This is a genomic window from Falsibacillus albus (assembly GCF_003668575.1).
GTDB lineage: Bacteria > Bacillota > Bacilli > Bacillales > DSM-25281 > Falsibacillus > Falsibacillus albus.
The window spans coordinates 155466-179632 of the sequence record NZ_RCVZ01000001.1 but is presented as its reverse complement, the minus strand read 5'-3'; the positions used below and the strand labels follow the sequence as shown (position 1 = coordinate 179632).

Below are 24167 nucleotides of genomic sequence, written 5' to 3'. Positions count from 1 at the left end.
GATTCTCGTACCTGCCGTCCAATCCACATCAATTTATGGATGATTGACAAAATAATCTTTTAAAATAACAAATTCGCGAGAAAATTCTTGAGATATTCAGCGTATTTTCCAAATGGCTCTTTTCTCAAAGATTGTTTTTTAAAAACAATTTTTCTTTGAAATAACTCATCATATGTTGTTGATTGGAGCACCTTTAATGAATAGCAACAAACTTTACGAAAAGAGCGTTCCAAAAACACCATAAATAATTTTGGCTCTTTTCTCGAACTTTGTTGCTGTAACGACTAAAATAGGATTGTCCATTCATTTTTCATCTTTAAAATGGCCAGATAATCAAGAAAAGAGCCGGGATCCTATAAGCGTTAAACACCTTTTTACGTGTTAAAATCGTCAGTACGATTTCACCAACAATCTTTACGAAAACATCCTTAATTAAAAAAGCCCATCCTGAGAGGACGGGCCACTACCGATTCTTAAACAGCTTTAAGCTCGGATACTACTTTCATTTCATTCGCTACATACTTAGCAAGATCTACAACCCTGCAAGAGTATCCCCATTCATTGTCATACCACGCCAAAACTTTCACTTTTGTACCGTCAATCACCATAGTGGAAAGTCCATCGATGATGGCCGAATGCGGGTTGGTATTGAAATCTATGGAGACAAGCGGTTCAGTCGTATATTGCAGAATGCCGTTCAGGCTGTCGGCAGAAGCTGTCTGGAATGCTTGGTTGATAGCCTCAACCGAAACTTCCTGCTTTAAGTCCACCACTAAGTCTACCAGCGATACGTTCGGCGTCGGCACACGCAGCGCCATCCCGTGAAGCTTTCCCTTCAGCTGAGGCAAAACGAGCGATAAAGCTTTTGCAGCTCCTGTCGTTGTCGGAATGATTGATTGGCCGCAAGCACGTGCACGGCGTAAATCCTTGTGAGGATTGTCAATATTCTTTTGATCATTTGTATAAGCATGGACGGTTGTCATAAGACCATTTTCAATGCCAAATTGCTCATCCAGTATTTTCGCAACCGGCGCTAAGCAATTCGTTGTACATGATGCATTGGAAATGACGTCGTGTTCATGAATATTTAATGCGCTTTCATTTACACCCATGACAATCGTCACATCTTCATTTTTCCCTGGTGCGGTCAGAATGACTTTCTTCGCTCCGGCTTCCAAGTGAAGTGCGGCTTGATCGCGTGAATTGAATTTACCTGTAGCTTCAATGACAATATCAATGCCAAGTTCTTTCCAAGGTAACATCTCAGGGTTGCGCTGATTGATCAACCTAATAGGATGACCGTTGACGATCAATTTATTTTCTTCATGGGACACTTCTCCATCGAAAGTGCCATGATTAGTGTCATACTTAATTAAATGCGCCAAAGTTTCTGCAGGATAACTAGCATTTATGGCTACAATGTTCAAATTATCTTCCATAACGGCTTTTCTAAAAACCATTCTTCCAATACGTCCGAACCCATTTATCGCAATTTTGGCATTCATTATCGGATCCTCCCACATAAATGTTATACTTATTAAGCGAATTAACTGTAATTAGTATAACATATTAAAGGGAGTATGTAATGATAAATGTGCGGAATTTTAATTAAAGTAATATTCTGAAAAAAAACTTGGTTAGAAGGAAAAAATCAACAAAACAATCTCCACCGGCACATCGGCAGGCCGCTTGTAACGGTTAACATAAAAAAAAGCCGTTCTCTATGCACTGTTTCCTGCGCATGAGACGGCTTTCTTTATGGAAGCAACCCCCATTTTGAAATGAGCTGTTCCAATTGTGCTTCTGTATTTTCTCTTCTGTCATTATTGTCAATGACCACATCGGCCATTTTTACCTTTTGGCTAAGCGGGAGTTGGGAAGAGATTCTGGCCGAAGCTTCATCCTTACTTAAACCATTGCGCTCCATTAGTCTATGAAGCTGGACTTCTTCATCTACGTAGACGAGTATGACCTTCTCGACCATATACGTCAAGTTGCTTTCGTATAGAAGAGGGATATCGAGGAAGATTGTACGCTTCCCTTGTTCAATCGCTTCATCCTTGCGCTCATTCATCCATTTTCGAACAGCAGGATGAACGATTCCATTCAGTTTCTTCCTTTGTTCTTGGTCATGGAAGATGATCTTCCCTAATTTGGCTCTGTCAAGATTTCCATCAGCCAGCAGGATCCCCCGGCCAAATGCATCAACAATCTCGCACAATGCTGGAGCACCGGCTTTGACAACTTCCCTTGCCGCGATATCTGCATCAATTATTTTAAATCCCCGATGATTGAGCATTTCCGAAACTGTGCTTTTTCCACTGGCAATCCCGCCGGTTAATCCGATAATAAGTGACATAGTGAATCCTTTCTAACTGACTATATTTTTAAAATTCCAATCAAAATTAAAAGCAATCCAGGTAAGAAAGACATTCTTTGCACCCAGCTTACATGGGAGAAGATCGACCCGATTTTCATTCCGCTTGTTACAAATAGCATACTCATCAAAGCTACCGTGACCGACAATATCAATGGGGAGTAGCCGAGCATCGCTGCACCGAATCCTGCACCGAATGCATCCAGCGACAATGCGACTCCGAGCATCAACGCCTCTACGCCCGTGATGGTTCCCGATTTGTCGAAGTCAGCACTTGTAGGCTTTTTCAAGATTTGAATGACGACTCCGAGTGAACGGATTTCAAAGTTAATAATCGTTTTTTCATTTTCCTGTTGTTTTTCAGGACGAAAGAATTGAAATAGCACCCAGCCACCCAAAAAGATTAAAATGATCCCGCCGGCATAGTTGGCCACGTTGGGGGAAAGGAACTTTCCAACAATGTTTCCCATCAGCATTGCTAGCAGAAGGGATGCTGCAGAACAACAGGCGATGATGATAATGGACTTTAAAGGAATATGCATTTTTCTTAATCCATAAGTAAGCCCTGTGCTGAAATTATCAAGACTTACAGCAAGGGCCAATAGTAATAGTGACAGCGAAAATTCCATGATGATACTCCTTCCAAACACAATCGATAAAATAGTATATGGAAGGAGCTAGAACACTGTTAAAGGTCCATTTTAAGTTCTTTTCTGACAAGAAGGACATATATGTGTTCCGCGGCCAGCAGCTACAAATTTTTCTATCTCGGTGCCGCAAACCCTGCATGGTTCTCCTTTACGTCCGTAAACAAACAGGCTCAATTGAAACATCCCGATCTGCCCTTGCGAATTGAGATACGACCGGATCGTGCTTCCCCCTTTGTCAACAGCCTCCTGCAAAGTCTTTATCGTTTCTTTATGAATCCTTTCTACTTCGGAAGGAGTGAGTGAACTTGCTTTCTTTTCAGGATGGACGCCCGCACGGAAAAGGACTTCATCCACATAAATATTGCCAAGGCCCACCACGACATTTTGATCGAGGAGGACAGCTTTGACGGCCCTTTCCGTTTTTTGTAGTTTTTCAGTCAGCATTTGCAAGGAAAACTCCTTGGAAAAAGGTTCAGGCCCTAATTTTTTCAATGGGAGCACATCAAATTCAGCTCCCTTTTGAAATAGGTGCATCGTGCCGAATTTCCGGACATCCTTATACCTCAATTCAAAACCATCTTCAAATGTGAACGTAATATGGGTGTGAAGATCCATGGGATCTTCAGCATTGAAAAGTCCATATTTCCCTTCCATCCGTAAATGGGAGACAAGGGTAAATTGATCAAGATAAAAAATGAGGAATTTCCCTCTCCTACCGACTGAATGAATCGTTTCACCCCTAAGCAAAGTACAAAATTCCTGTACTTCTTCGGGATGCTTAATGATTTTGGGCCACATCACTTTTACATCTGATATGGTTCTCCCCACCACTAATTCCGTTAATGTTCTTCTGACAGTTTCTACCTCTGGAAGTTCAGGCATTGCTTTCACCCCAAAATGAACTATTTTGCATCATACCAAGTCGATCCATAAGCGAAGTCCACCTTCAATGGCACTTCTAGTGAGATGGCATTCTCCATCACTTCAGGAACGATTTTTTTCAATGTTTCAATTTCTTTTTCCGGTGCTTCAAAGATCAATTCATCGTGAACCTGCAGCAACAGGCGTGTTTCCAGATTTTCTTCCTTTAACCGGTCTGCCATCTGGATCATCGCCAGCTTGATGATATCCGCTGCACTTCCTTGAATCGGTGTATTCATTGCAGTCCTTTCAGCAAAGCTTCTCAAATTAAAGTTGCGGCTGGTGATTTCAGGGATATATCTTCTTCGGTGAAGCAATGTGGAAACATAACCATTTTGCTTCGCTTCCTGGACAATGTCTGTCATGTATTCCTTGACTCCCGGAAAGCTCTCCAAGTAACGATCGATGAATTCACCAGCTTCCTTGCGCGTTATCCCCAAGCTCTGGGATAATCCATAGTCGCTGATTCCATATACAATTCCAAAGTTAACAGCCTTTGCTTGTCTCCTCATGTTCGATGTAACTTCATCTTTCCCTACATGAAATACATCCATTGCTGTTTTTGTATGGATATCCATATTCTCTTTAAATGCTTCAACAAGTTTTTCATCATTAGCAATGTGCGCAAGGACACGAAGCTCGATTTGGGAGTAATCCGCTGCAAATATGACCCAGCCTTCCTGTGAAGGGATGAATGCCTGGCGAATCTTTCTGCCCTCTTCTAAACGGATTGGAATGTTTTGAAGGTTCGGGTCTGTTGAACTGAGCCTTCCTGTTTGTGTAAGAGCCTGGTTAAAGCGGGTGTGAACTTTATGGCTATCTTCATGCACCACTTTTAACAAACCTTCAATATAGGTTGATTGCAGTTTGCCCAATTGACGGTAATGAAGAATCTGTCTGACAACATCATGCTTAGACTCCAGCTTTTCAAGCACATCTGCCGAAGTGGAATACCCTGTCTTTGTCTTTTTGATGACCGGCAGCCCCAGCTTCTCGAAAAGTACCACGCCTAGCTGTTTCGGTGAATTAATATTGAATTCTTCTCCGGCCATCTTGAAAATGTCTTCTTCTATTTGTTTCAGACGCTCTGTCAAGTCTTTATTCATGTCCTTCAACCGCTGGACGTCCACTTTCACACCCGTCGCTTCCATATCTGCCAAAATGATGGATAGCGGCAATTCAAGATCTAAAAATAATTCGAGCTGATGGTTCTCCTTTAACCCATCGACACAATCAGATGCCACTAAATTGATGCCTGCTGCTTTTCTGGCAAGATGCTCAGCCAGCACAGCTTCGTCATCGGGAACTTTTCTTTTGGCACCTTTTCCATATACCGCTTCATCTGGCTGTACATCATGATAGCCATGACGCTTAGCCACTGAAGCAAAATCGTCGCCAGATTCAGATGGATTGAGAATGTAGGAGGCAATAAGCAAATCAAATTCGACACCGTTTAAATCAATGCCCTTTTTCTGCAGGGAAACGATGGATTTCTTTGCATCAAATACTTTTTTCTTCTTATTTTCATCCGCAGCCCATTCTTTGAAACGCTCCGATCCCGCTGCAGTATCCGTAGGGATGAAATAGTTCCCGTTTTTGTTGTTCAAACCGATCCCGATCATTTCTCCTACTTGATAATTTTCACCAAAAATTTCTATATAGAGGGAAGCCTCACTTGTCAAATGCTCATCTGTCAGCTCATTCACGATCTCATATGAAAGATCTTTCATTTCCTCCTGAGCAGTTTCACCTTCAGAGCCCATCTTTTCCAGCAGTGAATTGAAGCCAAGTTCTTTATAAATGGCTACAACTTTATCCGCATTCCATTCTTCATATTGAAGGTCATCCATTCCAATTTCTACAGGGGCTTCACGCATGATCGTGGCAAGCTCCTTGCTCATGATCGCTTGATCTTTAAATTCCTCGAGCTTTTCCTTTAATTTCTTTCCGCTGACTTCATCGATGGAATCCAGCAGTTTTTCCAGAGTTTCAAACTGCCCCAGCAATTTAATGGCCGTTTTTTCCCCTACACCAGGGACACCTGGAATATTATCAGAGTTATCGCCCATCAGGCCTTTCATATCGATGATTTGTTCCGGAGCCAGTCCATACTTTTCCTTGATATGTTCCGGGGTGTATACTTCGATATCGGTCATTCCTTTTCTTGTGATGGCAACCGTCGTATGGTCTGAACTCAATTGGGTCAAATCCTTATCCCCGGATATGACTTTTACTTCGTAGCCGTCTTTTTCAGCTTGCAAAGAAAGTGTGCCGATAATGTCATCCGCCTCATAATTTTCAAGCTCGTATTGTTTGATTTGATAAGCATTCAACAATTCCCGGATGAAGGGAAATTGTTCGGATAATTCAGGTGGGGTTTTTTGACGTCCCCCTTTATATTCCTTGAACGTCTTATGTCTGAATGTCGTTTTACCCGCATCGAATGCTACTAGAAGATGTGTAGGCTTCTCTTCATCCAGTATCTTTTGAAGCATTGTCGTAAACCCATAAACTGCATTTGTATGTATACCTTTGTCGTTATTCAGGAGAGGCAGCGCAAAAAACGCACGGTAGGCGATGCTGTTCCCGTCGATCAATACTAATTTTTTCTTGTTTTTTCCCAATTCTAATACCTCCCGATTGGAGTTGATTTAGTTCTTCAAAAATATAAAAAAGCCGTTATTTTCCCATCTTTATTTTATCATGTTCGATAAAGAAAAGGAAAATAGCGGCCTATTCAAAGACTATTTTGTATATCCCTGCAAAATCCTAGCATAAGGAGAATCAGATGGAAGGACGATGACCGTCTTCTTCCCGATCGTTTTTTTATAGGATTGCAGTGTTCTGTATAAGTTATAGAACTCTGGATCTTTTGAGAAGGTCTGATTATAAATTTTTGCTGCCTCACCCTCACCTTCACCGCGGATGACTTCAGCATCAGCTTTTGCTTTGGACAAGAGCTCTTTCACCTCTTTATCAGTCTCTGCCGTGATTCTATTTTTTTCAGCATCACCTTGGGATAAATATTCTTGTGCTTTCGTTTCCCTCTCCGAGATCATCCTCGTATAGACGGACTTTTCATTTTCTTCAGGTAGATCTGTCCGCTTCATCCGAACATCCGTCACTTCGATTCCGTAATGATCGTTATTCAATAGCTTATTCACCTTTTCTGTGACCCTGTCGTTCAGGCTTCCCCTTGAAGAATTTTCATCATTGATGATTTCATCGTAGTTGAGCTGACCAAGCTCCGCACGGACAACGGAATAAATGAATTCCTCCATCCTGGTTTCCGCTCCGGTCACCGTCCTTGCATTTGTGATCATTTTTTTCGGATTTGTAATCCTCCAAACCGCATAGTTATCGATGATCATCCTTTTCTTATCCTTTGTATTGATTTCTGCCTCTGATACATCATAGGTCATTTGATATTTTGGCAATGTAGATACACTTTGCACAAATGGAATTTTAAAATTGATTCCTGGTTTGCTTATGATCTTTACGACTTCACCAAATTGGCGGACCACTTTGTACTCTCCTTCTTTCACAATAAATGTGTTGGCCAGGATGATTGCAGCAATCACTACAAACAGGATAAGGGAGATTCCCAATTTGGTATAGCGCCTCCATTCAAAACCCGATCGTTGACCTTCATTGATGTTTACAACATTTTTATCTGACATTATTGATTGTCGCTCCCTTCCTGTGAGGGTTTTGCCGACTCTTGATCGATAGGTTTAATCGGGAAGTACTTGAGAGTATTCCCTTCATCTTTCATGATATATATTTCGGCGTTGGGCAATACTTGCTCGAGCGTTTCAAGTACTAAACGCTGTTTCGTAATTTCGGGATTCGTTTTATATTGTTCGAATAGCTTATTGAATAAAGCAACGTCCCCTCGAGCCGTTTGGATACGTGCCGCTTTATCCCCTTCAGCTTTTGAAATGATCGCATCCTTCTCACCTTGCGACTCATTCAGGGTTTTGTTTCGATATTTCTTTGCTTCATTTATCTTTGTATTCATCGTTTCGCGTGCATCCGTCACATTTGTAAAAGCACTGCGGACATCTTTATTCGGGAGCTCAACATCTTGCAGCTTCACCGCCAGGATAGATATCCCCAAGTCATATTTTTTGATAAGGCTGGCCAGTAAATCCCTGACCTTCGCTTCGATTTCACCCTTTCCGGAAGTCAGTGCGTCGTCGATTTTCGAGCTTCCAATGATGCTTCTTAACGATGCTGAAGTCGTATCATACAAAAGCTCTTTTGGATTATCTGAATTGAACAAGTATTTCTTCGGATTGGTGATTTTCCATTGAACGACAAGATCAGCCAAGACAATGTTTTCATCACCGGTGATCATCTTTGTATCATTGGGATGTTCTTTAACCTTCCCATCTTTTTCTTCATATCCAAACTGAAGGCTGTATGTCTCTTTTGAAAGCTTTTCGACCGACTGAATCGGCCAAGGCATTTTGAAATGAAGGCCAGGTTCTTGTATTGCATCCTCTGCCTTTCCAAAAGTCAGGATGACAGCCTGATCGGATTCATCAACGGTATACCAAGAAGAAAATAATACAATGGCGAGTACAATGACGCCAACCAAAATACCGATAAGCGAATAAATTCTTTTTAAACTCATAAGTATCGTCCTTTCTTGAAGATGTGCTAATTGTAATACGGATATATATGTAAAAAGTTCCATTGGAAGAAGAAAAAACTAAAGGGAATGATTTCTAAAGGGGAAATGTACAATAGGAATGCATGAAAAAAGACATGAACGGGGTAGGTTCATGTCTTTTTTCTGGCTCCTTGGATGAAGGGGTTTTCACTTATGATTGTAGCAAGCGTATGTTAAGAAAGAATAAACTATTTGTAAAAATAACGTAAACAGACTTTAATCCTAATATTATTTTGCCGGAAATGATTTCGTTAAATAAACTGTGAAGACAGTCCCTTCTCCAACCTTACTTTTTACGGATATATAGCCCCTATGTGCTTCAACAAGATGCTTGACAATGGCAAGCCCCAAACCAGTCCCGCCTGAATTTCGGCTGCGGGCTTTGTCGACTCGGTAAAACCTTTCGAAAATCCGCGGTATTTCCTCTTGGGCTATCCCGATTCCAGTGTCTGATACTTCCACCTTTACCCTTGAACCTACACTGGAGGCGTGGACTTTAATGCTGCCGCCGGATGGTGTATAAGCGATGGCATTATTGATCAGATTGATAAAAACCTGCTTAAGCCTATATACATCTCCTTCAATTTCAAGGAGGTCTTCCGTATTGTACTGCAACTCAATATTTTTACTATCTGCCTTGTTTTCCAGCATTTTCATGACCTCCTCCAGCATATGGGAAAGGTCAAGCGGCTGAACATTCAATTTAAATCCTTGCTGTTCGATCTTTGATAAATCCAACAAATCCTGAATCAAGGATTGAAGTCGGTCGCTTTCATTTAAAATGATATTGAGAAATGACTTCAAAGCCTCTTCATCATGCATCGCCCCGTCCAGAAGCGTTTCTGAAAAGCCTTTGATCGAAGTGATCGGTGTTTTCAATTCATGCGATACGTTCGCAACGAAATCTTTCCTCATCTGTTCGAGCATCTTAAGATCTGTAATATCGTGAAATACTAATAGAATCCCATTCCATTCATCATTCGTTCCGATGATCGGCGCACCGTATACTTCAAAATGGCGCCTTTCAATATCAAGGGATAGCAGCAGCTGCCGTCTGACGTTTTTCTCCGTCATAAAAATTTCTTCTACCAGTTTTACAACTTCTTTGTGCTTGATTACTTCATGATAGCGTTTTTGCAAGAATTCCGTTGGCTCGATATTGAAATTTTCCTTGTAGGATCGATTGATCAATGTAACATAGCCCCTACTGTCGATCAGGACCAGTCCGCTCCCCATATTTTCAATGAGGGTGCTCAAGCGATCCTGCTGCATCTCCTGGGAAACCACCATTTCTTGAAGATTCCTGGCCAAAATATTGATGGACGAACTTAGCATCCCGGCTTCATTCACTTGTTCTTCATACGTCCTTGCTCTGTAATTGCCTTTTGCCAATTCTATTGCCACTTTAGTTGCAGATTCAATCGGCTTTGTATAGCTTGTCATGATTCTTGTACCAAGCAGGATGATCACAACCAACGCCAAGCCAAGCGAAATGCTGAGAATGAGCCAAATCTGCTGATAAATCCGCTTTAGCTCATCGACTTTCGCACTCACAACAAGCAGGCCTTCGACTGCTTTTTTATCTTTTTGTGATATGATCGGTTTCCAATAAAATTGCAAATCATTGGCAGCACGCTTTACATTGCCGCTTGTACTATTTTTTTTCTTCATTTCTTTGAAAATGGACCGAACAATATCTTCATTAGCTTTGTCATTGATGCTCAAAGGCGATCCATTATCGAAAAGCACATCTCCATTCGAATTAAGCACCGTTAAATGAAGGTCCAGTAGATTGACGCTCGATTTCAAATGTGTTCGATTCAATTCTGAAAGACCGCCATTTTCTTCAATTCTCTCTGCTAGATAGGTCGTTTCTTTTTCCAACCGCTCATTGAATATATTTAAATAATAACTCTTAAATAATTGGCCCAGTAAAAGACCCAGCGCTAATAGAACAAGTAAAATTAATGATATCAATGCCACTAATAATTTTGTTCTAAAACGATTCATATACCTTTGGGCTCCTCTAATTTGTAGCCTAATCCTCTGATCGTCTTGATATACGCTGGTTTCTTTGTATTACTTTCAATTTTCTCCCTTAAATGGCTGATATGTACATCCACAATTCTAGTGTCACCGGCAAAATCGTAATTCCAGACCGCGCTCAGTAATTGATCCCTCGTCAATACACGACCTTTATTCTTTGCCAAATACAAAAGAAGCTCAAATTCCTTTGGTGTGAATTCCAACAAATTATCATCGAAATAAGCTTCATAATGTTCAGGGTAAATTTTCAGCCCGCCAATTTCAATGCATACCCGCTCTTCTTGCGTCCCTTCGACAAGCTCTGCCTGTACTTGGGACCTGCGAAGGATCGCTTTTACTCGAGCCACAACCTCTCTCGGACTAAAAGGCTTTGTCATATAATCATCTGCACCTAATTCCAATCCAAGAACCTTATCGAATTCGTCATCTTTAGCCGTAAGCATCAAGATCGGAGTCATGACTTTTTGCTGGCGAAGCTCTTTGCAAACTTCAATTCCATCCAGTTTAGGCAGCATCAAATCCAATATGATCAAGTCTGGATGCTGCTCGATGGCCAGTACTTTTCCTTGCTCACCGTCTGGAGCGGTCAATGCATCATAGCCGGCTTGTTCAAGGTTATACTTTAGTAGTGTTGCGATTGATTGTTCATCTTCGACGATCAAAATTTTTTTACTCATGAAGTCCTCCATCTTTTATCAAAAATTAAAACCCCTTCATCCAGGAACCACTTCTTGACCTTATTATAATATAATTCCCAAATCAATGATAAATAAAAAAAGATTGCCCCCGATGGGACAATCACAATTTAGATCAATTGCATTGAGAACCTTTCTTGTGCTCCTCTTTTTGCGTTAATCATTTATTTTAACTTAGATAGGTGTTTTCACTAAAAACATTGTCCATTCCTTTCCGCTGCAGGCACTTGCTTCCCTCTATTTCCCGCAGGAGTCAAGTGCCTTCCGCTCCAATCCACTTAGCACCATTATATGTCCATTGGAATAAGAAGGACAGTGGAGAATCATGCACATAGGAACTATAGAAGCTCGACCCTGATCCCTTGCAGTGGTGAACAATCTCAATTTACAATCATTAAAATAAACCCTAGACAAGAATCTCATTTGTCTTCGGTCTGAGCAAACTTTAGAATGAATGGATTGTTATTTCATCATGTTAGAAATTTTCCAATGCATTCCCGTTCATTCCGTCGATTTGCTGTGGCGGACAAACAAGGACCATACCGGTGACGACCGTTTCATTTTCCTCGTTTGTTGCATGGACCTTCACTTCTACTGTTCGCTCTTCCTTATTCACCTTGGTTACCTCAAATAAAAACTCTACTGTCCCATAATGGTATACCGGTTTTGGGAATTCGATTTCATGTTTTAAAATATGTGAGCCTGGTCCAGGCAGATATTTCGAAACTGCAGCGGTTATCGTACCAGTAAGCATGATTGTAGGAACTATAGGTTTCTTAAATGGAGTCTGCGATGCATAATCATGTTGAATATATAAAGGATTCGCATCATTGGTCAAGCCAAGGAATAATAAAAGGTCCTTATCTTCAATTTTTTCTGTTAGGGTCAGTTTTTCACCGACACAAATCTCTTCGATTTTCCTACCCATTTTTCGCTTTTTTCCCAGCAGCATAAAGACACCTCCGAAATATGTAACCGTTTACAATTTAAATAAAAAAATAAAGAAAACTCTGTATTGTCTGTCTTTTGATTCTATCATAGCATTTTTAACCTACCCTTTCAAAAGAAATTTTATGAGGTGCTCTGATGTGAATTGAAGATGGCGCTCCATTTTCTCAGTGATCTGTCCTTTTATCGGCACGATGTTCTATCCTAGAGCCATCATTCCATAGAAAAACGCCAAGGCATCCATTGCCTCGGCGTGATGATAGATAGTTTCATGCAAGCGAACTCATTACATTTTTAACGGAATCGGCAGATTTTGTTAGTGCTGCTTTTTCATCATCGGTAAGTTCCAATTCGATGATTTTTTCCAATCCATTGCCGCCAACGATTGTAGGGACTCCCAAATAAATGCCATCATACCCGTACTCACCTTCGAGGTAGGCAATGGTTGGAAGTACACGGCGCTGATCTTTCAGGATGGCCTCGCACATTTCAACCAATGACGCGGCAGGTGCATAATATGCACTCCCGTTGCCTAGAAGATTTACGATTTCACCGCCGCCTTTGCGCGTGCGCTCAACAATCGCTTCCAGGCGGTCTTGAGGAATCAATGTTTCAAGTGGTATTCCTCCAGCATAGGAATATCGCACAAGCGGAACCATATCGTCTCCATGCCCGCCCAATACAAATCCAGTGACATCCTTGACTGAAAGGTTAAGTTCCTGTGCCACAAATGTACGGAACCTTGCTGTATCAAGAACGCCGGATTGACCGATTACCCTGCTTTTCGGGAATCCTGATTCTTTGAATACTGTATAGGTCATTGCATCCACCGGGTTCGTTAAAACGATGATCAAGCAGTTTGGAGAAAATTTTACGATTTCCTGGGTTACACTCTTCATGATTTTTTGATTCGTTTGCACGAGGTCATCTCTGCTCATGCCCGGCTTGCGTGCGATTCCAGCGGTAATGACTACGATATCTGAATCCTTCGTGTCCTCGTAGTCTGCTGTTCCAGTAATGTTGGCGTCGAAACCTTGTACAGGGCTTGCTTCAAGCATATCCAGTGCTTTCCCTTTAGTTGGGTTTTCCATTTGAGGGATATCGACCAAAACGACATCGCCGAGCTCTTTTTGAGCAAGTAAAAATGCAGTTGTAGCGCCAGTAAATCCTCCACCAATTACAGAAATCTTTTTACGCTTGATTGACATGAGAGATTCCCCCTTTATTTGTTTGCTATGTAATATTCTGTCCACAATGAACAGCCGAGCAAGAGTGATCCAGTTTCTATTAAATCGCGGAGCCGGTTCAACCGGCTCCGCTTTTCTGCATGTCCAGCTCCGGCAACTAGAGGCTAGTAGACTTCCTTCAGCGTGCTTACGAAAAGTCAACACTTCAGTCCAAGGAAAATTTGCATTCTAATTTTCCCAATCTATACGCCTCTGATCAAGCTGCCTCGCTTTTCTGCTTACATATTCTTGATTAGTTCGTCTCCGAATTCAGAGCATTTTACTTCAGTTGCTCCGTCCATTAAGCGGGCGAAGTCATATGTTACTACTTTTGATGCGATGGATTTTTCCATTGCTTTTGTGATAAGGTTGGCTGCTTCGCTCCATCCAAGGTGTTCAAGCATTAACACACCAGAAAGGATGACGGAGGAAGGATTTACTTTATCAAGGCCAGCATATTTAGGAGCTGTTCCATGAGTAGCTTCAAAAATCGCGTGTCCTGTTTCATAGTTGATGTTTGCACCAGGAGCGATTCCGATTCCGCCTACTTGAGCAGCCAATGCATCAGAGATGTAGTCTCCGTTCAAATTCATAGTAGCCACTACATCAAACTCAGCTGGGCGCGTCAAGATTTGCTGTAAGAAGATATCTGCGATTGCATCTTTTACGATGATTTTCCCAGCAGCTTCGGCTTCGGATTGTGCTTGATTGGCAGCATCCAATCCTTTTTCTTCTTTGATCTTGTCATATTGTGCCCAAGTGAAGACTTTATCTCCGAATTCTTTTTCAGCAAGCTCGTAGCCCCAGTTTTTGAAGGCACCTTCAGTAAATTTCATGATATTCCCTTTGTGAACCAATGTTACAGATTTGCGTCCTTCAGTGATGGCATAATTGATTGCTGCACGAACAAGACGGCTTGTACCTTCTTCAGAAACTGGCTTAATGCCGATTCCGGAAGTTTCAGGGAATCTGATTTTGTTAACGCCCATTTCATTTTGAAGGAATTCGATAACTTTTTTCACTTCATCTGAACCTTTTGCATACTCGATTCCGGCATAAATATCTTCAGTATTTTCACGGAAGATAACCATGTCTGTATCTTCAGGACGCTTTACTGGGGATGGTACTCCATCAAAATAGCGGACTGGACGCAGGCACACAAAAAGGTCCAATTCTTGGCGAAGCGCTACGTTCAATGAACGGATTCCGCCGCCTACCGGTGTCGTAAGAGGTCCTTTGATGGCAATGAAATATTCGCGGATAACATCAAGTGTTTCGCTTGGGAGCCATTCACCTGTTTTATTAAATGCTTTTTCCCCTGCCAATACTTCTTTCCATACTAATTTGCGCTCACCATTGTAAGCTTTTTCCACAGCTGCATCCAATACGCGTGATGCAGAAGCCCAGATATCAGGACCTGTGCCGTCTCCTTCGATAAATGGAACGATTGGGTTGTTAGGAACGTTTAATACACCATTTTCTACAGTAATTTTTTCACCTTGTGACATGTCTTTCCCTCCAATATCAATATCAAAGGTTAGATGGCAGCTGCCCCTAACCTTTTAAACTCACATTACATATTACAACAATAATTTTTCAATTTGTAAATAAAGGCGTTATCCGCGTTTTTCAACAGGCACGTAAGTTTGCATTCCTGGACCGGTATAATCAGCACGCGGACGGATCAAGCGGTTATTTTCATACTGTTCAAGAATATGGGCAAGCCAACCGGATACACGGCTTACAGCAAAGATCGGTGTGAATAGATCATGGTCGATCCCTAAGCTGTGGTACACAGATGCAGAATAGAAATCAACATTTGGCGGAAGCCCTTTTTCTGATGTCACGATATTTTCAATTTTTGTGGACATTTCATAGAAATGGGATTCACCCGTTAATTTTGTAAGCTTTTCTGACATTTCTCTTAGGTGTTTCGCGCGTGGATCCCCTTTACGGTAAACACGGTGACCGAAGCCCATGATTTTTTCTTTATTGTTCAATTTCTCATGAATATACGAATCTACATTTTCAACAGAGCCGATTTCGGTCAACATCTTCATAACCTGTTCATTAGCACCGCCATGAAGAGGTCCTTTCAACGCACCGATTGCTGCCGTTACGCCTGAATACACATCGGATAAAGTGGCGACACACACTCGCGCAGTGAATGTGGATGCATTTAGTTCGTGGTCTGCATGAAGGACCAACGCTTTATTGAATGCTTCAACCGCAATATCTTTCGGTTCTTCGCCAGTAAGCATGTATAGGAAATTAGCAGCAAAACCAAGATCTCTCTTTGGTGCGATCGGCTCCAATCCTTTGCGGATACGCGCAAACGCAGTTACAAGTGTAGGTAATTTTGCTTGAAGACGAACCGCTTTGCGATAGTTGGCATCCTTTTCCATGACATCCGCTTCTTCATCGAATAAACCAAGGGAAGAAACCGCTGTACGGATTGCTGCCATTGGATGCACTTTATTGATTGGAAACGTTTTAAATTGATTCAATACTTCCTGTGGCACCGCGGCATCCTTAGCCAATTGTTCTTTCAATTCGTTAAGCTGACCTGCAGTAGGAAGCTGGCCGTGCCAAAGCAGGTAGATTACCTCTTCAAAGCTTGCGTTTTCTGCCAAGTCGTCGATGTTATAGCCTACATATGTAAGGGTGTCATCGATGATTGAGCTGATGGAAGAAGTTGTAGCTACAACACCTTCTAAACCTCGTGTTGCTGTCATATCAATCTCTCCTTTATCAATATAAATCTCACATCACCATTGCAATGTGGAGCAAAAAGCCAATTAGGCTTGTTCAATGTATTTCTTCACCAAAGGAATTTCCTTGGGCTATCGAGCGCTTGCTCATTTGACAAACATGCACAGAAATACTTCGACATTCTCTTGCGAAAAACGACATTTTTTTAGCATACGCTTACATTTCCTATTATAAACAATTATCTGACTTTTGTGAACGGATACGCATTAAAATAAATAAAAATTATTTTTTTAGAAAAACTTAAATAATCAAAAATTCACCAGAAGAAACTCTTTTCTGGTGATAAAATTTGGTTCTTTACTAATATAATAACTTGCATAAGATCATGTAAATATTTGCATGACTTTCATTGCCATATAAGCAATGCCGGCTCCAATCAACGGTCCCACAGCGACACCATTGAATAATGAGACGGATATTATCGTTCCCAGGACCAACGCAGTGGTGATATGGGGGTCATCTTCAAGGAGCCCCAACCCGCTCTTCGCGATCAGTGCGACCGCCATCCCTGCCAATAACGCAATCCATGCCAAAGGAGATTTCATGGATTCCCCTAATTCTTTAAAGCCGATCGCACCACTGGCAATAGGTGCTAAAACAGCGATTGTGATGATGGTGACTCCCCAATTGATGCCTTTTGTCTGCAGCGCTGAAAATATTTTTTCATCAATCCCTATGATTTTTAATACAATTAAAACCACGACAGCTATGAGCAGTGATTGATTTTTAGCCAAAAGGGCAATTCCAAGGAGCAATAATAAAAAGAGCATTGGCTGAACAAACATATTTTCACCCCTTCAAAGTGATGCCAATATTATCCTAACATACTAAAAACTTTGTATATTTTTTCACAAAGGGTTGTTTTGCAAAAACGTTAATAAAATTGGAACTTTTTTTCAGTTGCAACACCATGTAGAATAATACTTATATTTGATATCAAAGGTGGTTGATCATTGTTGAATCCGGAATTTATATATCGGACCCTCCGGTTTATATTTGTAATTGGAATTATCGTCATTTCATTGATAGGCCTATACTATATTTCCACCGTTACCTATCCTTTTTTAATTGCGATCGGCATTGCCTTTATCATCAATCCTTTAGTGAACCTCTTTGAGAATAAAGCAAGAATCCCGCGGTCTGCAGCCGTTTTAATATCATTGGTCATCCTCATTGCATTTTTTGCAGGACTAATCACTTTGCTGATTGCTGAAATTGTTTCTGGGGCTAATTATCTAGGAAAAGTAGTACCGGAACATGTGGATACGCTTGTAAAGTACATTGAAAACCTCATTACCTCACAGATTATTCCGCTTTACAATGAAGGGGCTAGTTTATTTAAAAACCTGAATGCCGGACAACAGGATACAATCACACAAAATATTCAAACTGCTGGCCAGAAAATTGCCTCATCGGCCGGTGCATTTTTACAAAATTTCTTTCAAAAACTGCCTAATATCATTTCGTGGATTCCAAATGCTGCCACTGTTTTAGTATTTTCTGCACTTGCTACATTTTTTATCAGCAAAGATTGGTATCGTCTTTCTGGTTTATTGGCGAGGTTTTTACCCGTCAAAGCGCGCACAAGCGGTCAAAAGGTCTTCATTGATTTAAAGAAGGCTTTATTCGGCTTTATCCGTGCTCAATTCACTTTAATATCCATCACAAGTGTCATCGTTCTTATCGGACTTTTGATCTTGAGGGTGGATTATGCCATCACCATTGCCTTGGTCAGCGGGCTTGTAGATCTTTTGCCTTATTTGGGAACCGGGGCTGTATTTGTACCTTGGATTGTTTATGAGGCCATTGCTGGCGATACTGGGTTGGCTGTAGGGTTAAGTATTTTGTATGTAATCGTAATCGTCCAAAGACAGATCATGGAGCCAAAAGTTTTGTCTTCAAGCATTGGCCTTGATCCATTGGCTACATTAATAGCATTATTCGTTGGCTTTAAATTAGTAGGGTTTCTTGGATTGATCCTTGGACCTGTCACACTCGTCATTATCACGACTCTTCATAAGGCCAATGTGTTCCACGATGTATGGAATTTCATTAAGGGCAAAACCGATGATAAGTTAACATGATAAGGACAAATTTGTATAATTTGTGGTATTCAACATGGGTTGTGCAAGGTTGATTTCCGCTGCAGTATGCACGCATCGATGGCGGATCTCACCTTGCCCGCTAATCCCTCAGGACATCAAATTCACTTCTTCGAGCTAACACCGCACGAAGAAAATGCGTATGCATTTTCGAAAAGTCCCGTACCTTCCGCTCGAAACAATTTCAATTGATCGATTACATTTAAAAAACTGCTAAAAGCCAAATAAAGGACTGGGTATCAAACGATGCGATCCCAATATCCTATGTGAAATCAATAAAATCGTTCACATAGAAGGGAATCACACCGATAATAGCCAGCCCTTGTTCATCTAAAGATAATGATATTTTTTTGTTCGATCCATTTTCGAATCATTTTGATCAGTACAGGCTTTAACATACCTCTGGTAATCGGGAACAATAGAAAAAACCCGATCGTATCAGTGATAAATCCTGGAGTCAGCAAAAGCACACCACCGACAAGGATGCATACTCCATCTATTATGGCATTCCCAGGCGGTTCACCTTGCCTTACTTGATCCTGCAGCTTCCTTATGGCCTCAATTCCTTGCTGTCTGGCCAAATAGGCTCCGATGACACCGGTTAAAATAATGAGTCCAATTGTGGGCCAAACGCCCAGCAAATTGCCTGAAAGGATAAAAAGCCATATTTCTAATGCCGGGACGATTATTAAAAAAAGCATAATAAACTTCATCAAACATGCCTCCAAGCATTGAAAATTTCTTTTCTTCCTTCAGTATACCACAAACAAGAAAAATGCTATTCCACAAGCAACTTGAGGAATAGCATTTTCTTTAATCTATTTACAGGACACTCGCATGACCATTGTAGATGACGCCATGTGCTGCATCTACTGTAAGCTCTTGTCCATCTTTAATAAGGGAAGTTGCGTTCTCTGCACCGACAATGACCGGCAAGCCTAGATTAATTCCTACAACTGCTGCGTGGCTTGTCAAACCGCCTTCTTCAACAATAAGTGCACTGCATTTTTGCAAAGTTTCCACCATATCTTTGTCTGTACCGAGCGTTACTAGAACAGAACCTTGTTGAACCTTTGCCTTTGCTTCATCTGCATTTTTTGCAATGACAGCTTTACCATAGGCTGACTTTCTGCCGATTCCTTGTCCCTTCATCAGTACATCTCCAACCACATGGATCTTCATCAAGTTTGTAGTCCCGGATTCACCAACTGGGACTCCTGCCGTGATGACAACAAGATCGCCATGCTTGACGATGGTTGAATTGATGCTTTCTTCAACAGCCATTTCCAGCATTTCATCCGTGGAGGCAACTTTTGTACCCATTTGTGGAATGACGCCCCATACCAAGGCTAAACTTCTGGACACTGTATCGTTGGCAGTCACAGCAACAATCGGAGATTTCGGACGGTATTTGGAAATCATACGTGCTGTATGGCCGCTCTCTGTTGGCGTGATGATGGCATTCGCATCCAGATTCAATGCTGTGTGGGCAACGGACTGCCCGATGGCATCCGTCATATTATGTCCGCTGTTCCTGCTTTGCAGAGAAAGGATGTCGCCATGGTTAAGAGCAGATTCTGCTCTTGATGCAATATTGTGCATCGTTTGTACTGCTTCAAGCGGGTAATTGCCGGCAGCAGTCTCACCGGATAGCATGATTGCATCAGTTCCGTCAAAAATCGCGTTTGCAACGTCACTCGCTTCCGCACGGGTAGGGCGAGGATTGCGCTGCATAGAATCAAGCATCTGTGTAGCCGTTATGACTGGCTTGCCTAACAGATTGCATTTTTTTATTAATTGTTTCTGTACCAATGGGACTTCTTCAGCAGGGATTTCAACGCCAAGATCACCGCGGGCAACCATCAGACCATCTGAAACCTCAAGAATTTCGTTGATGTTATCAACACCCTCTTGATTTTCAATTTTTGGGATGATTTGAATATGAGATGCGTTATGTTCTTCAAGAAGCTGGCGGATTTCCAATACATCAGAAGCTCTGCGAACAAAAGAAGCAGCAATAAAGTCGACACCTTGTTCGATTCCAAATACGATATCCTGTGCATCCTTTTCAGTAATGCCAGGGAGCTTGACAGAAACTCCAGGAACGTTTACGCCTTTTTTGTTTTTTAAAGTTCCGCTGTTCAGTACTTTAGTATGGATCTCATCATTTGCCTTATCGATGGAAGTGACTTCAAGACCAATCAATCCGTCATCCAAAAGAATTTTGGAACCGACATGGACATCCTCGATTAATCCTTCATATGTAATGGAGAATTTCTCAGGAGTCCCTTCCACTTCTTTCATCGAGACAATGACATTCGTCCCTTCCGTTAGTTCAATCGAACCATTGACCATATTATTCGTCCGGATCTCTGGTCCCTTTGTATCCAAGAGGATCCCAATGGTTTTACCAGTTTTTTCAGCGGCTTCACGAATGTTTTTAATGCGCTGACCGTGTTCTTCATGATCTCCGTGCGAAAAGTTAAGACGTGTTACATTCAACCCGGCTTCCATTAATTTAGAAAGCATATCCACACTTTCACTTGCTGGACCAATCGTACAAACAATTTTTGTTTTTCTCATTTGAGTGATTAAACCTCCTATGGTTTCGTTTAATGATTAAATCGAAAGCTCTTTAGAAAGACGATACATATCTAAGTCGACACGATGCGGCATAGCCAATGCCTCAATGATGTCGTAGTCAACAAGCTGGTTCTTTTCGATCCCTACAGCTCTTCCACCTTTACCTTCAATTAATAATTCTACCGCATGTGCTCCCAATCTGCTAGCCAAAACCCGGTCAAAGGCAGTCGGAGAACCACCGCGTTGTATATGTCCAAGGACAGAAACCCGCGTTTCCATGTTAGTGGCTTCTTGTAATTTCTCTGCAAATTCGGGTCCGCTCATGACACCCTCAGCAACGATGATGATACTATGTTTCTTCCCGCGCTCATGTCCTTTTTTCAAACGGTTCGCGACATCTTCCATCTTGAAATTATCTTCCGGAATGACGATGGTCTCTGCACCACCCGCCAAGCCTGACCAAAGCGCAATGTCGCCTGCACCTCTTCCCATCACTTCAACGATAAATGTTCTTTCGTGGGAAGTAGCAGTATCCCTGATTTTGTCGATCGCATCGATCACGGTATTCAATGCCGTATCAAAGCCGATCGTATATTCTGTACCTGGGATATCATTGTCAATCGTCCCTGGAACACCTACACAAGGGTAGCCTTGCTCCGTCAAAGCCTTGGCGCCTCGATACGAACCGTCTCCGCCCACGACAACAAGTGCATCGATTCCATGCTTTTTCAATTGTTCGATTCCTTTTTGCTGACCTTCTTTTGTTTTGAATTCTTCACATCTTGCGGAGTAAAGCATCGTACCCCCGCGATGAATGATATCGCCAACTGATCCCAATTCCAATTTCTTGATATTCCCATTGATCAGGCCGCTGTACCCTTGATAAATGCCATACACTTCCAAATCGTGAAAAATCGCTTTCCTTACAACAGCACGAACCGCTGCATTCATTCCTGGAGCGTCTCCTCCGCTTGTTAATACGCCAATCCGTTTCATCTTCTACCACCTCTATCAAATTATGTAGGAAATTCATCATATAATTTTTTGTTAAAGACTTCACAAAAAATTCGGTTTATTAGTTTCTTTGGCCATTATAGTAGATTTCTCATAAATATTATGGTCGTTTAAATCATTTAATATTTCTAAAATAACACGAAGATTGGTCTAGCTCAATAATTTACTGGTTTGAAAACAAAAAGACGAAATTATCCGCATAATGAAAGCGTTTAACTCAATAAGAAAAACGCATCCATGGAGGATGCGCCTATGATTTGATTTCTTCAAATTGTTTCATATCCGTATACTTGCCGATCTTTTTGAATTTTTCATACCTCTCATCAACAAGCTGATCCTTGGAAAGAGAGAGCAATTGTTTTAAAGATGCCTTTAAAACATCATCGATAAATCCAGACTGCTTTTCAACGTCCTTATGGGCTCCACCTTTGACTTCTGGGATAATTTCGTCAATAATCCCCATTTCCTTTAAGTCAGGGGCGGTGATCTTCATGGATTCCGCTGCCTGCTTTGCAAGTGATGAGTCTTTCCAGAGTAAAGCCGCAGCACCTTCTGGAGAAATGACAGAGTAAGTGGAGTTTTCAAGCATATGGATATGATTGCCGATTCCCAGCGCCAATGCTCCACCGCTTCCACCTTCCCCGATCACAATGCAAATAATCGGAACCGTCACCCCGGCCATTTCAAAAAGGTTTTTTGCTATTGCTTCACTTTGGCCACGCTCTTCCGCTGCTTTCCCCGGATACGCGCCTTTCGTATCGATGAAACAGATGATCGGACGATTGAATTTTTCTGCTTGTTTCATATGCCTCAATGCTTTGCGGTAGCCTTCTGGATGAGGCATTCCAAAGTTGCGGCGGATATTCTCTTTTGTATCTTTACCTCTTTGATGCCCGATAACAGTGACAGGAAGGCCTTTGTACTTTGCAATTCCCGATACGATCGCTTCGTCATCACCGAAGGCACGGTCACCATGCATTTCAAAGAAATCTGAAAATAAAAATGAAATATAGTCCAATGTGGTCGGACGGTTTGGATGGCGTGCTACCTGCACCCGGTCCCAAGGTTTCATATGCTCATAGATATCTTGCTCCAATTTGGCCAAACGAGCCTCAAGCTTGGAAATTTCCGAAGATAAATCCACATCTGATTGTGTCGTGAATTCCCTCAATTCTGTTATTTTTTTCCGTAATTCTGTGACGGGTTTTTCAAACTCCAATTCATTTACCAATCGATGTCACCTCCAGGCTGATGAATTTCTAATACATTTGCTAATTTTTCCTTCAATTCTAATCGATGAATGACTGCATCAAGTTGTCCATGCTTCAACAGGAATTCAGCAGTCTGAAAGTCTTCCGGTAAATCTTCCCTGATTGTCTGTTCAATGATGCGTCTACCGGCAAAACCGATCAATGCACCCGGTTCGGCAAAATTATAATCCCCAAGAGAGGCAAAGCTTGCAGAAACTCCTCCTGTTGTCGGGTTGGTCATGATAGATAGGATTAGGCCGCCATGATCGCTGAACCTTTTTAAGGCTGCACTTGTTTTCGCCATTTGCATCAACGACAATACACCTTCTTGCATTCTGGCACCGCCTGAAGCCGTAAAAATAATAAATGGCACTTGCTTGCGGTCGGCTTCTTCAATGGCTCTCGTAATCTTTTCACCTACGACAGACCCCATACTGCCCATTCTGAAATGGGAGTCCATGATCGCGACGACAACCTCGATGCCGCTGACTTCCCCTGAGCCAGTCAAGACTGCTTCATTTAGCTTTGTTTTTTTCTTATCCTTTTCAAGCTTATCAAGGTAATCCGGGAAGCCAAGTGGATTTTCGGATGTCAATCCTGCATCCAATTCTTTGAACGTCCCCTCGTCGAGGAATGAATCCACTCGTTCGAAGGCATTCATTTTATGATGGAATTCACAGTGCAAGCAAACTTTCAAGTTCTTTTGCAATTCTTTTGTGTACATGATTTTTCTGCATTTCGGGCATTTCGTCATAATGCCTTCCGGTACGTCTTGCTTTGCTGCCTCCGAAGGGATCGTTGCATATTTTTTTTTCTTTGTTTTAACAAATAAATCTTTTAGCAAGGTTTTTTCCTCCTTGTCAAAGGATAACAATTTATTAAGATGGCTTGTTTATATAATGTAT

General features: G+C 41.6%; 20 protein-coding genes. 1 reads left to right on the top strand and 19 read right to left on the bottom strand.

The features are described from left to right. Positions 1–473: 473 nt before the first annotated feature. From D9X91_RS00875 to D9X91_RS00810, 14 genes are all read right to left on the bottom strand, one after another. A complete protein-coding gene (locus D9X91_RS00875; RefSeq protein ID WP_121678668.1) occupies positions 474–1505 on the bottom strand; it encodes a glyceraldehyde-3-phosphate dehydrogenase in 1032 nt (343 codons plus the stop codon). A gap of 251 nt (positions 1506–1756) precedes the next feature. Further along, positions 1757–2359, bottom strand: a complete 603-nt coding sequence (coaE, locus tag D9X91_RS00870; RefSeq protein ID WP_121678667.1) for a dephospho-CoA kinase — start codon at positions 2357–2359, stop codon at positions 1757–1759. A 20-nt stretch (positions 2360–2379) separates the two neighbouring features. Continuing rightward, positions 2380–3006: a sporulation membrane protein YtaF gene (gene ytaF, locus D9X91_RS00865; RefSeq protein ID WP_121678666.1), complete on the bottom strand. Its 627-nt coding sequence runs from the start codon at positions 3004–3006 to the stop codon at positions 2380–2382. 72 nt (positions 3007–3078) lie between these two features. Next, positions 3079–3909: a DNA-formamidopyrimidine glycosylase gene (mutM, locus tag D9X91_RS00860; protein ID WP_121678665.1), complete on the bottom strand. Its 831-nt coding sequence runs from the start codon at positions 3907–3909 to the stop codon at positions 3079–3081. Positions 3910–3929: 20 nt separating this feature from the next. Further along, the gene (gene polA, locus D9X91_RS00855; protein WP_121678664.1) at positions 3930–6572 is read right to left on the bottom strand and encodes a DNA polymerase I; all 2643 of its coding nucleotides are present in this window, start codon (positions 6570–6572) and stop codon (positions 3930–3932) included. Between the two features lie 120 nt (positions 6573–6692). Beyond that, entirely contained in the window at positions 6693–7628 is a 936-nt protein-coding gene (hflC, locus tag D9X91_RS00850) for a protease modulator HflC (RefSeq protein WP_121678663.1), read from the bottom strand. After that, the gene (gene hflK, locus D9X91_RS00845) at positions 7628–8587 is read right to left on the bottom strand and encodes an FtsH protease activity modulator HflK (RefSeq protein ID WP_121678662.1); all 960 of its coding nucleotides are present in this window, start codon (positions 8585–8587) and stop codon (positions 7628–7630) included. Before hflK ends, hflC begins: the two co-directional genes overlap by 1 nt. Before the next feature lie 267 nt (positions 8588–8854). Then, complete coding sequence (pnpS, locus tag D9X91_RS00840) at positions 8855–10636, bottom strand: two-component system histidine kinase PnpS (protein ID WP_121678661.1); 1782 nt, start codon at positions 10634–10636, stop codon at positions 8855–8857. Continuing rightward, positions 10633–11349, bottom strand: a complete 717-nt coding sequence (locus D9X91_RS00835; protein WP_121678660.1) for a response regulator transcription factor — start codon at positions 11347–11349, stop codon at positions 10633–10635. The genes pnpS and D9X91_RS00835 overlap by 4 nt, the downstream gene beginning before the upstream one ends. Positions 11350–11842: 493 nt before the next feature. Next, positions 11843–12319, bottom strand: coding sequence for a MaoC/PaaZ C-terminal domain-containing protein (locus D9X91_RS00830; RefSeq protein ID WP_121678659.1), 477 nt, complete (start codon positions 12317–12319; stop codon positions 11843–11845). Between the two features lie 265 nt (positions 12320–12584). Next, entirely contained in the window at positions 12585–13523 is a 939-nt protein-coding gene (gene mdh / locus D9X91_RS00825; protein WP_121678658.1) for a malate dehydrogenase, read from the bottom strand. Positions 13524–13780: 257 nt separating this feature from the next. Further along, entirely contained in the window at positions 13781–15049 is a 1269-nt protein-coding gene (icd, locus tag D9X91_RS00820; RefSeq protein ID WP_121678657.1) for an NADP-dependent isocitrate dehydrogenase, read from the bottom strand. 108 nt (positions 15050–15157) lie between these two features. After that, complete coding sequence (citZ, locus tag D9X91_RS00815) at positions 15158–16276, bottom strand: citrate synthase (protein ID WP_121678656.1); 1119 nt, start codon at positions 16274–16276, stop codon at positions 15158–15160. Positions 16277–16636: 360 nt separating this feature from the next. After that, on the bottom strand, positions 16637–17098 hold the full coding sequence (locus D9X91_RS00810) for a DUF441 domain-containing protein (RefSeq protein ID WP_121678655.1): 462 nt from the start codon (positions 17096–17098) through the stop codon (positions 16637–16639). 171 nt (positions 17099–17269) lie between these two features. Here D9X91_RS00810 and ytvI point away from each other — a divergent pair, with 171 nt between their 5' ends. Continuing rightward, positions 17270–18397 (top strand): sporulation integral membrane protein YtvI, encoded by a 1128-nt coding sequence (gene ytvI, locus D9X91_RS00805; protein ID WP_121679000.1) that lies wholly within the window; start codon positions 17270–17272, stop codon positions 18395–18397. Between the two features lie 344 nt (positions 18398–18741). On the opposite strand, the gene D9X91_RS00800 is transcribed toward ytvI, so the two are convergent. From D9X91_RS00800 to accD, 5 genes are all read right to left on the bottom strand, one after another. Then, positions 18742–19128 (bottom strand): FxsA family protein, encoded by a 387-nt coding sequence (locus tag D9X91_RS00800; protein WP_121678654.1) that lies wholly within the window; start codon positions 19126–19128, stop codon positions 18742–18744. A 109-nt stretch (positions 19129–19237) separates the two neighbouring features. After that, entirely contained in the window at positions 19238–20998 is a 1761-nt protein-coding gene (gene pyk / locus D9X91_RS00795) for a pyruvate kinase (RefSeq protein ID WP_121678653.1), read from the bottom strand. 36 nt (positions 20999–21034) lie between these two features. Continuing rightward, positions 21035–21994, bottom strand: coding sequence for a 6-phosphofructokinase (gene pfkA, locus D9X91_RS00790; RefSeq protein WP_121678652.1), 960 nt, complete (start codon positions 21992–21994; stop codon positions 21035–21037). 268 nt (positions 21995–22262) lie between these two features. After that, positions 22263–23243 carry an acetyl-CoA carboxylase carboxyl transferase subunit alpha gene (accA, locus tag D9X91_RS00785; RefSeq protein ID WP_121678651.1) on the bottom strand — a complete coding sequence of 327 codons (981 nt, stop codon included), beginning with the start codon at positions 23241–23243 and terminating at the stop codon, positions 22263–22265. Next, positions 23237–24106 carry an acetyl-CoA carboxylase, carboxyltransferase subunit beta gene (gene accD, locus D9X91_RS00780; RefSeq protein WP_121678650.1) on the bottom strand — a complete coding sequence of 290 codons (870 nt, stop codon included), beginning with the start codon at positions 24104–24106 and terminating at the stop codon, positions 23237–23239. Before accD ends, accA begins: the two co-directional genes overlap by 7 nt. Between the last annotated feature and the right edge of the window lie 61 nt (positions 24107–24167).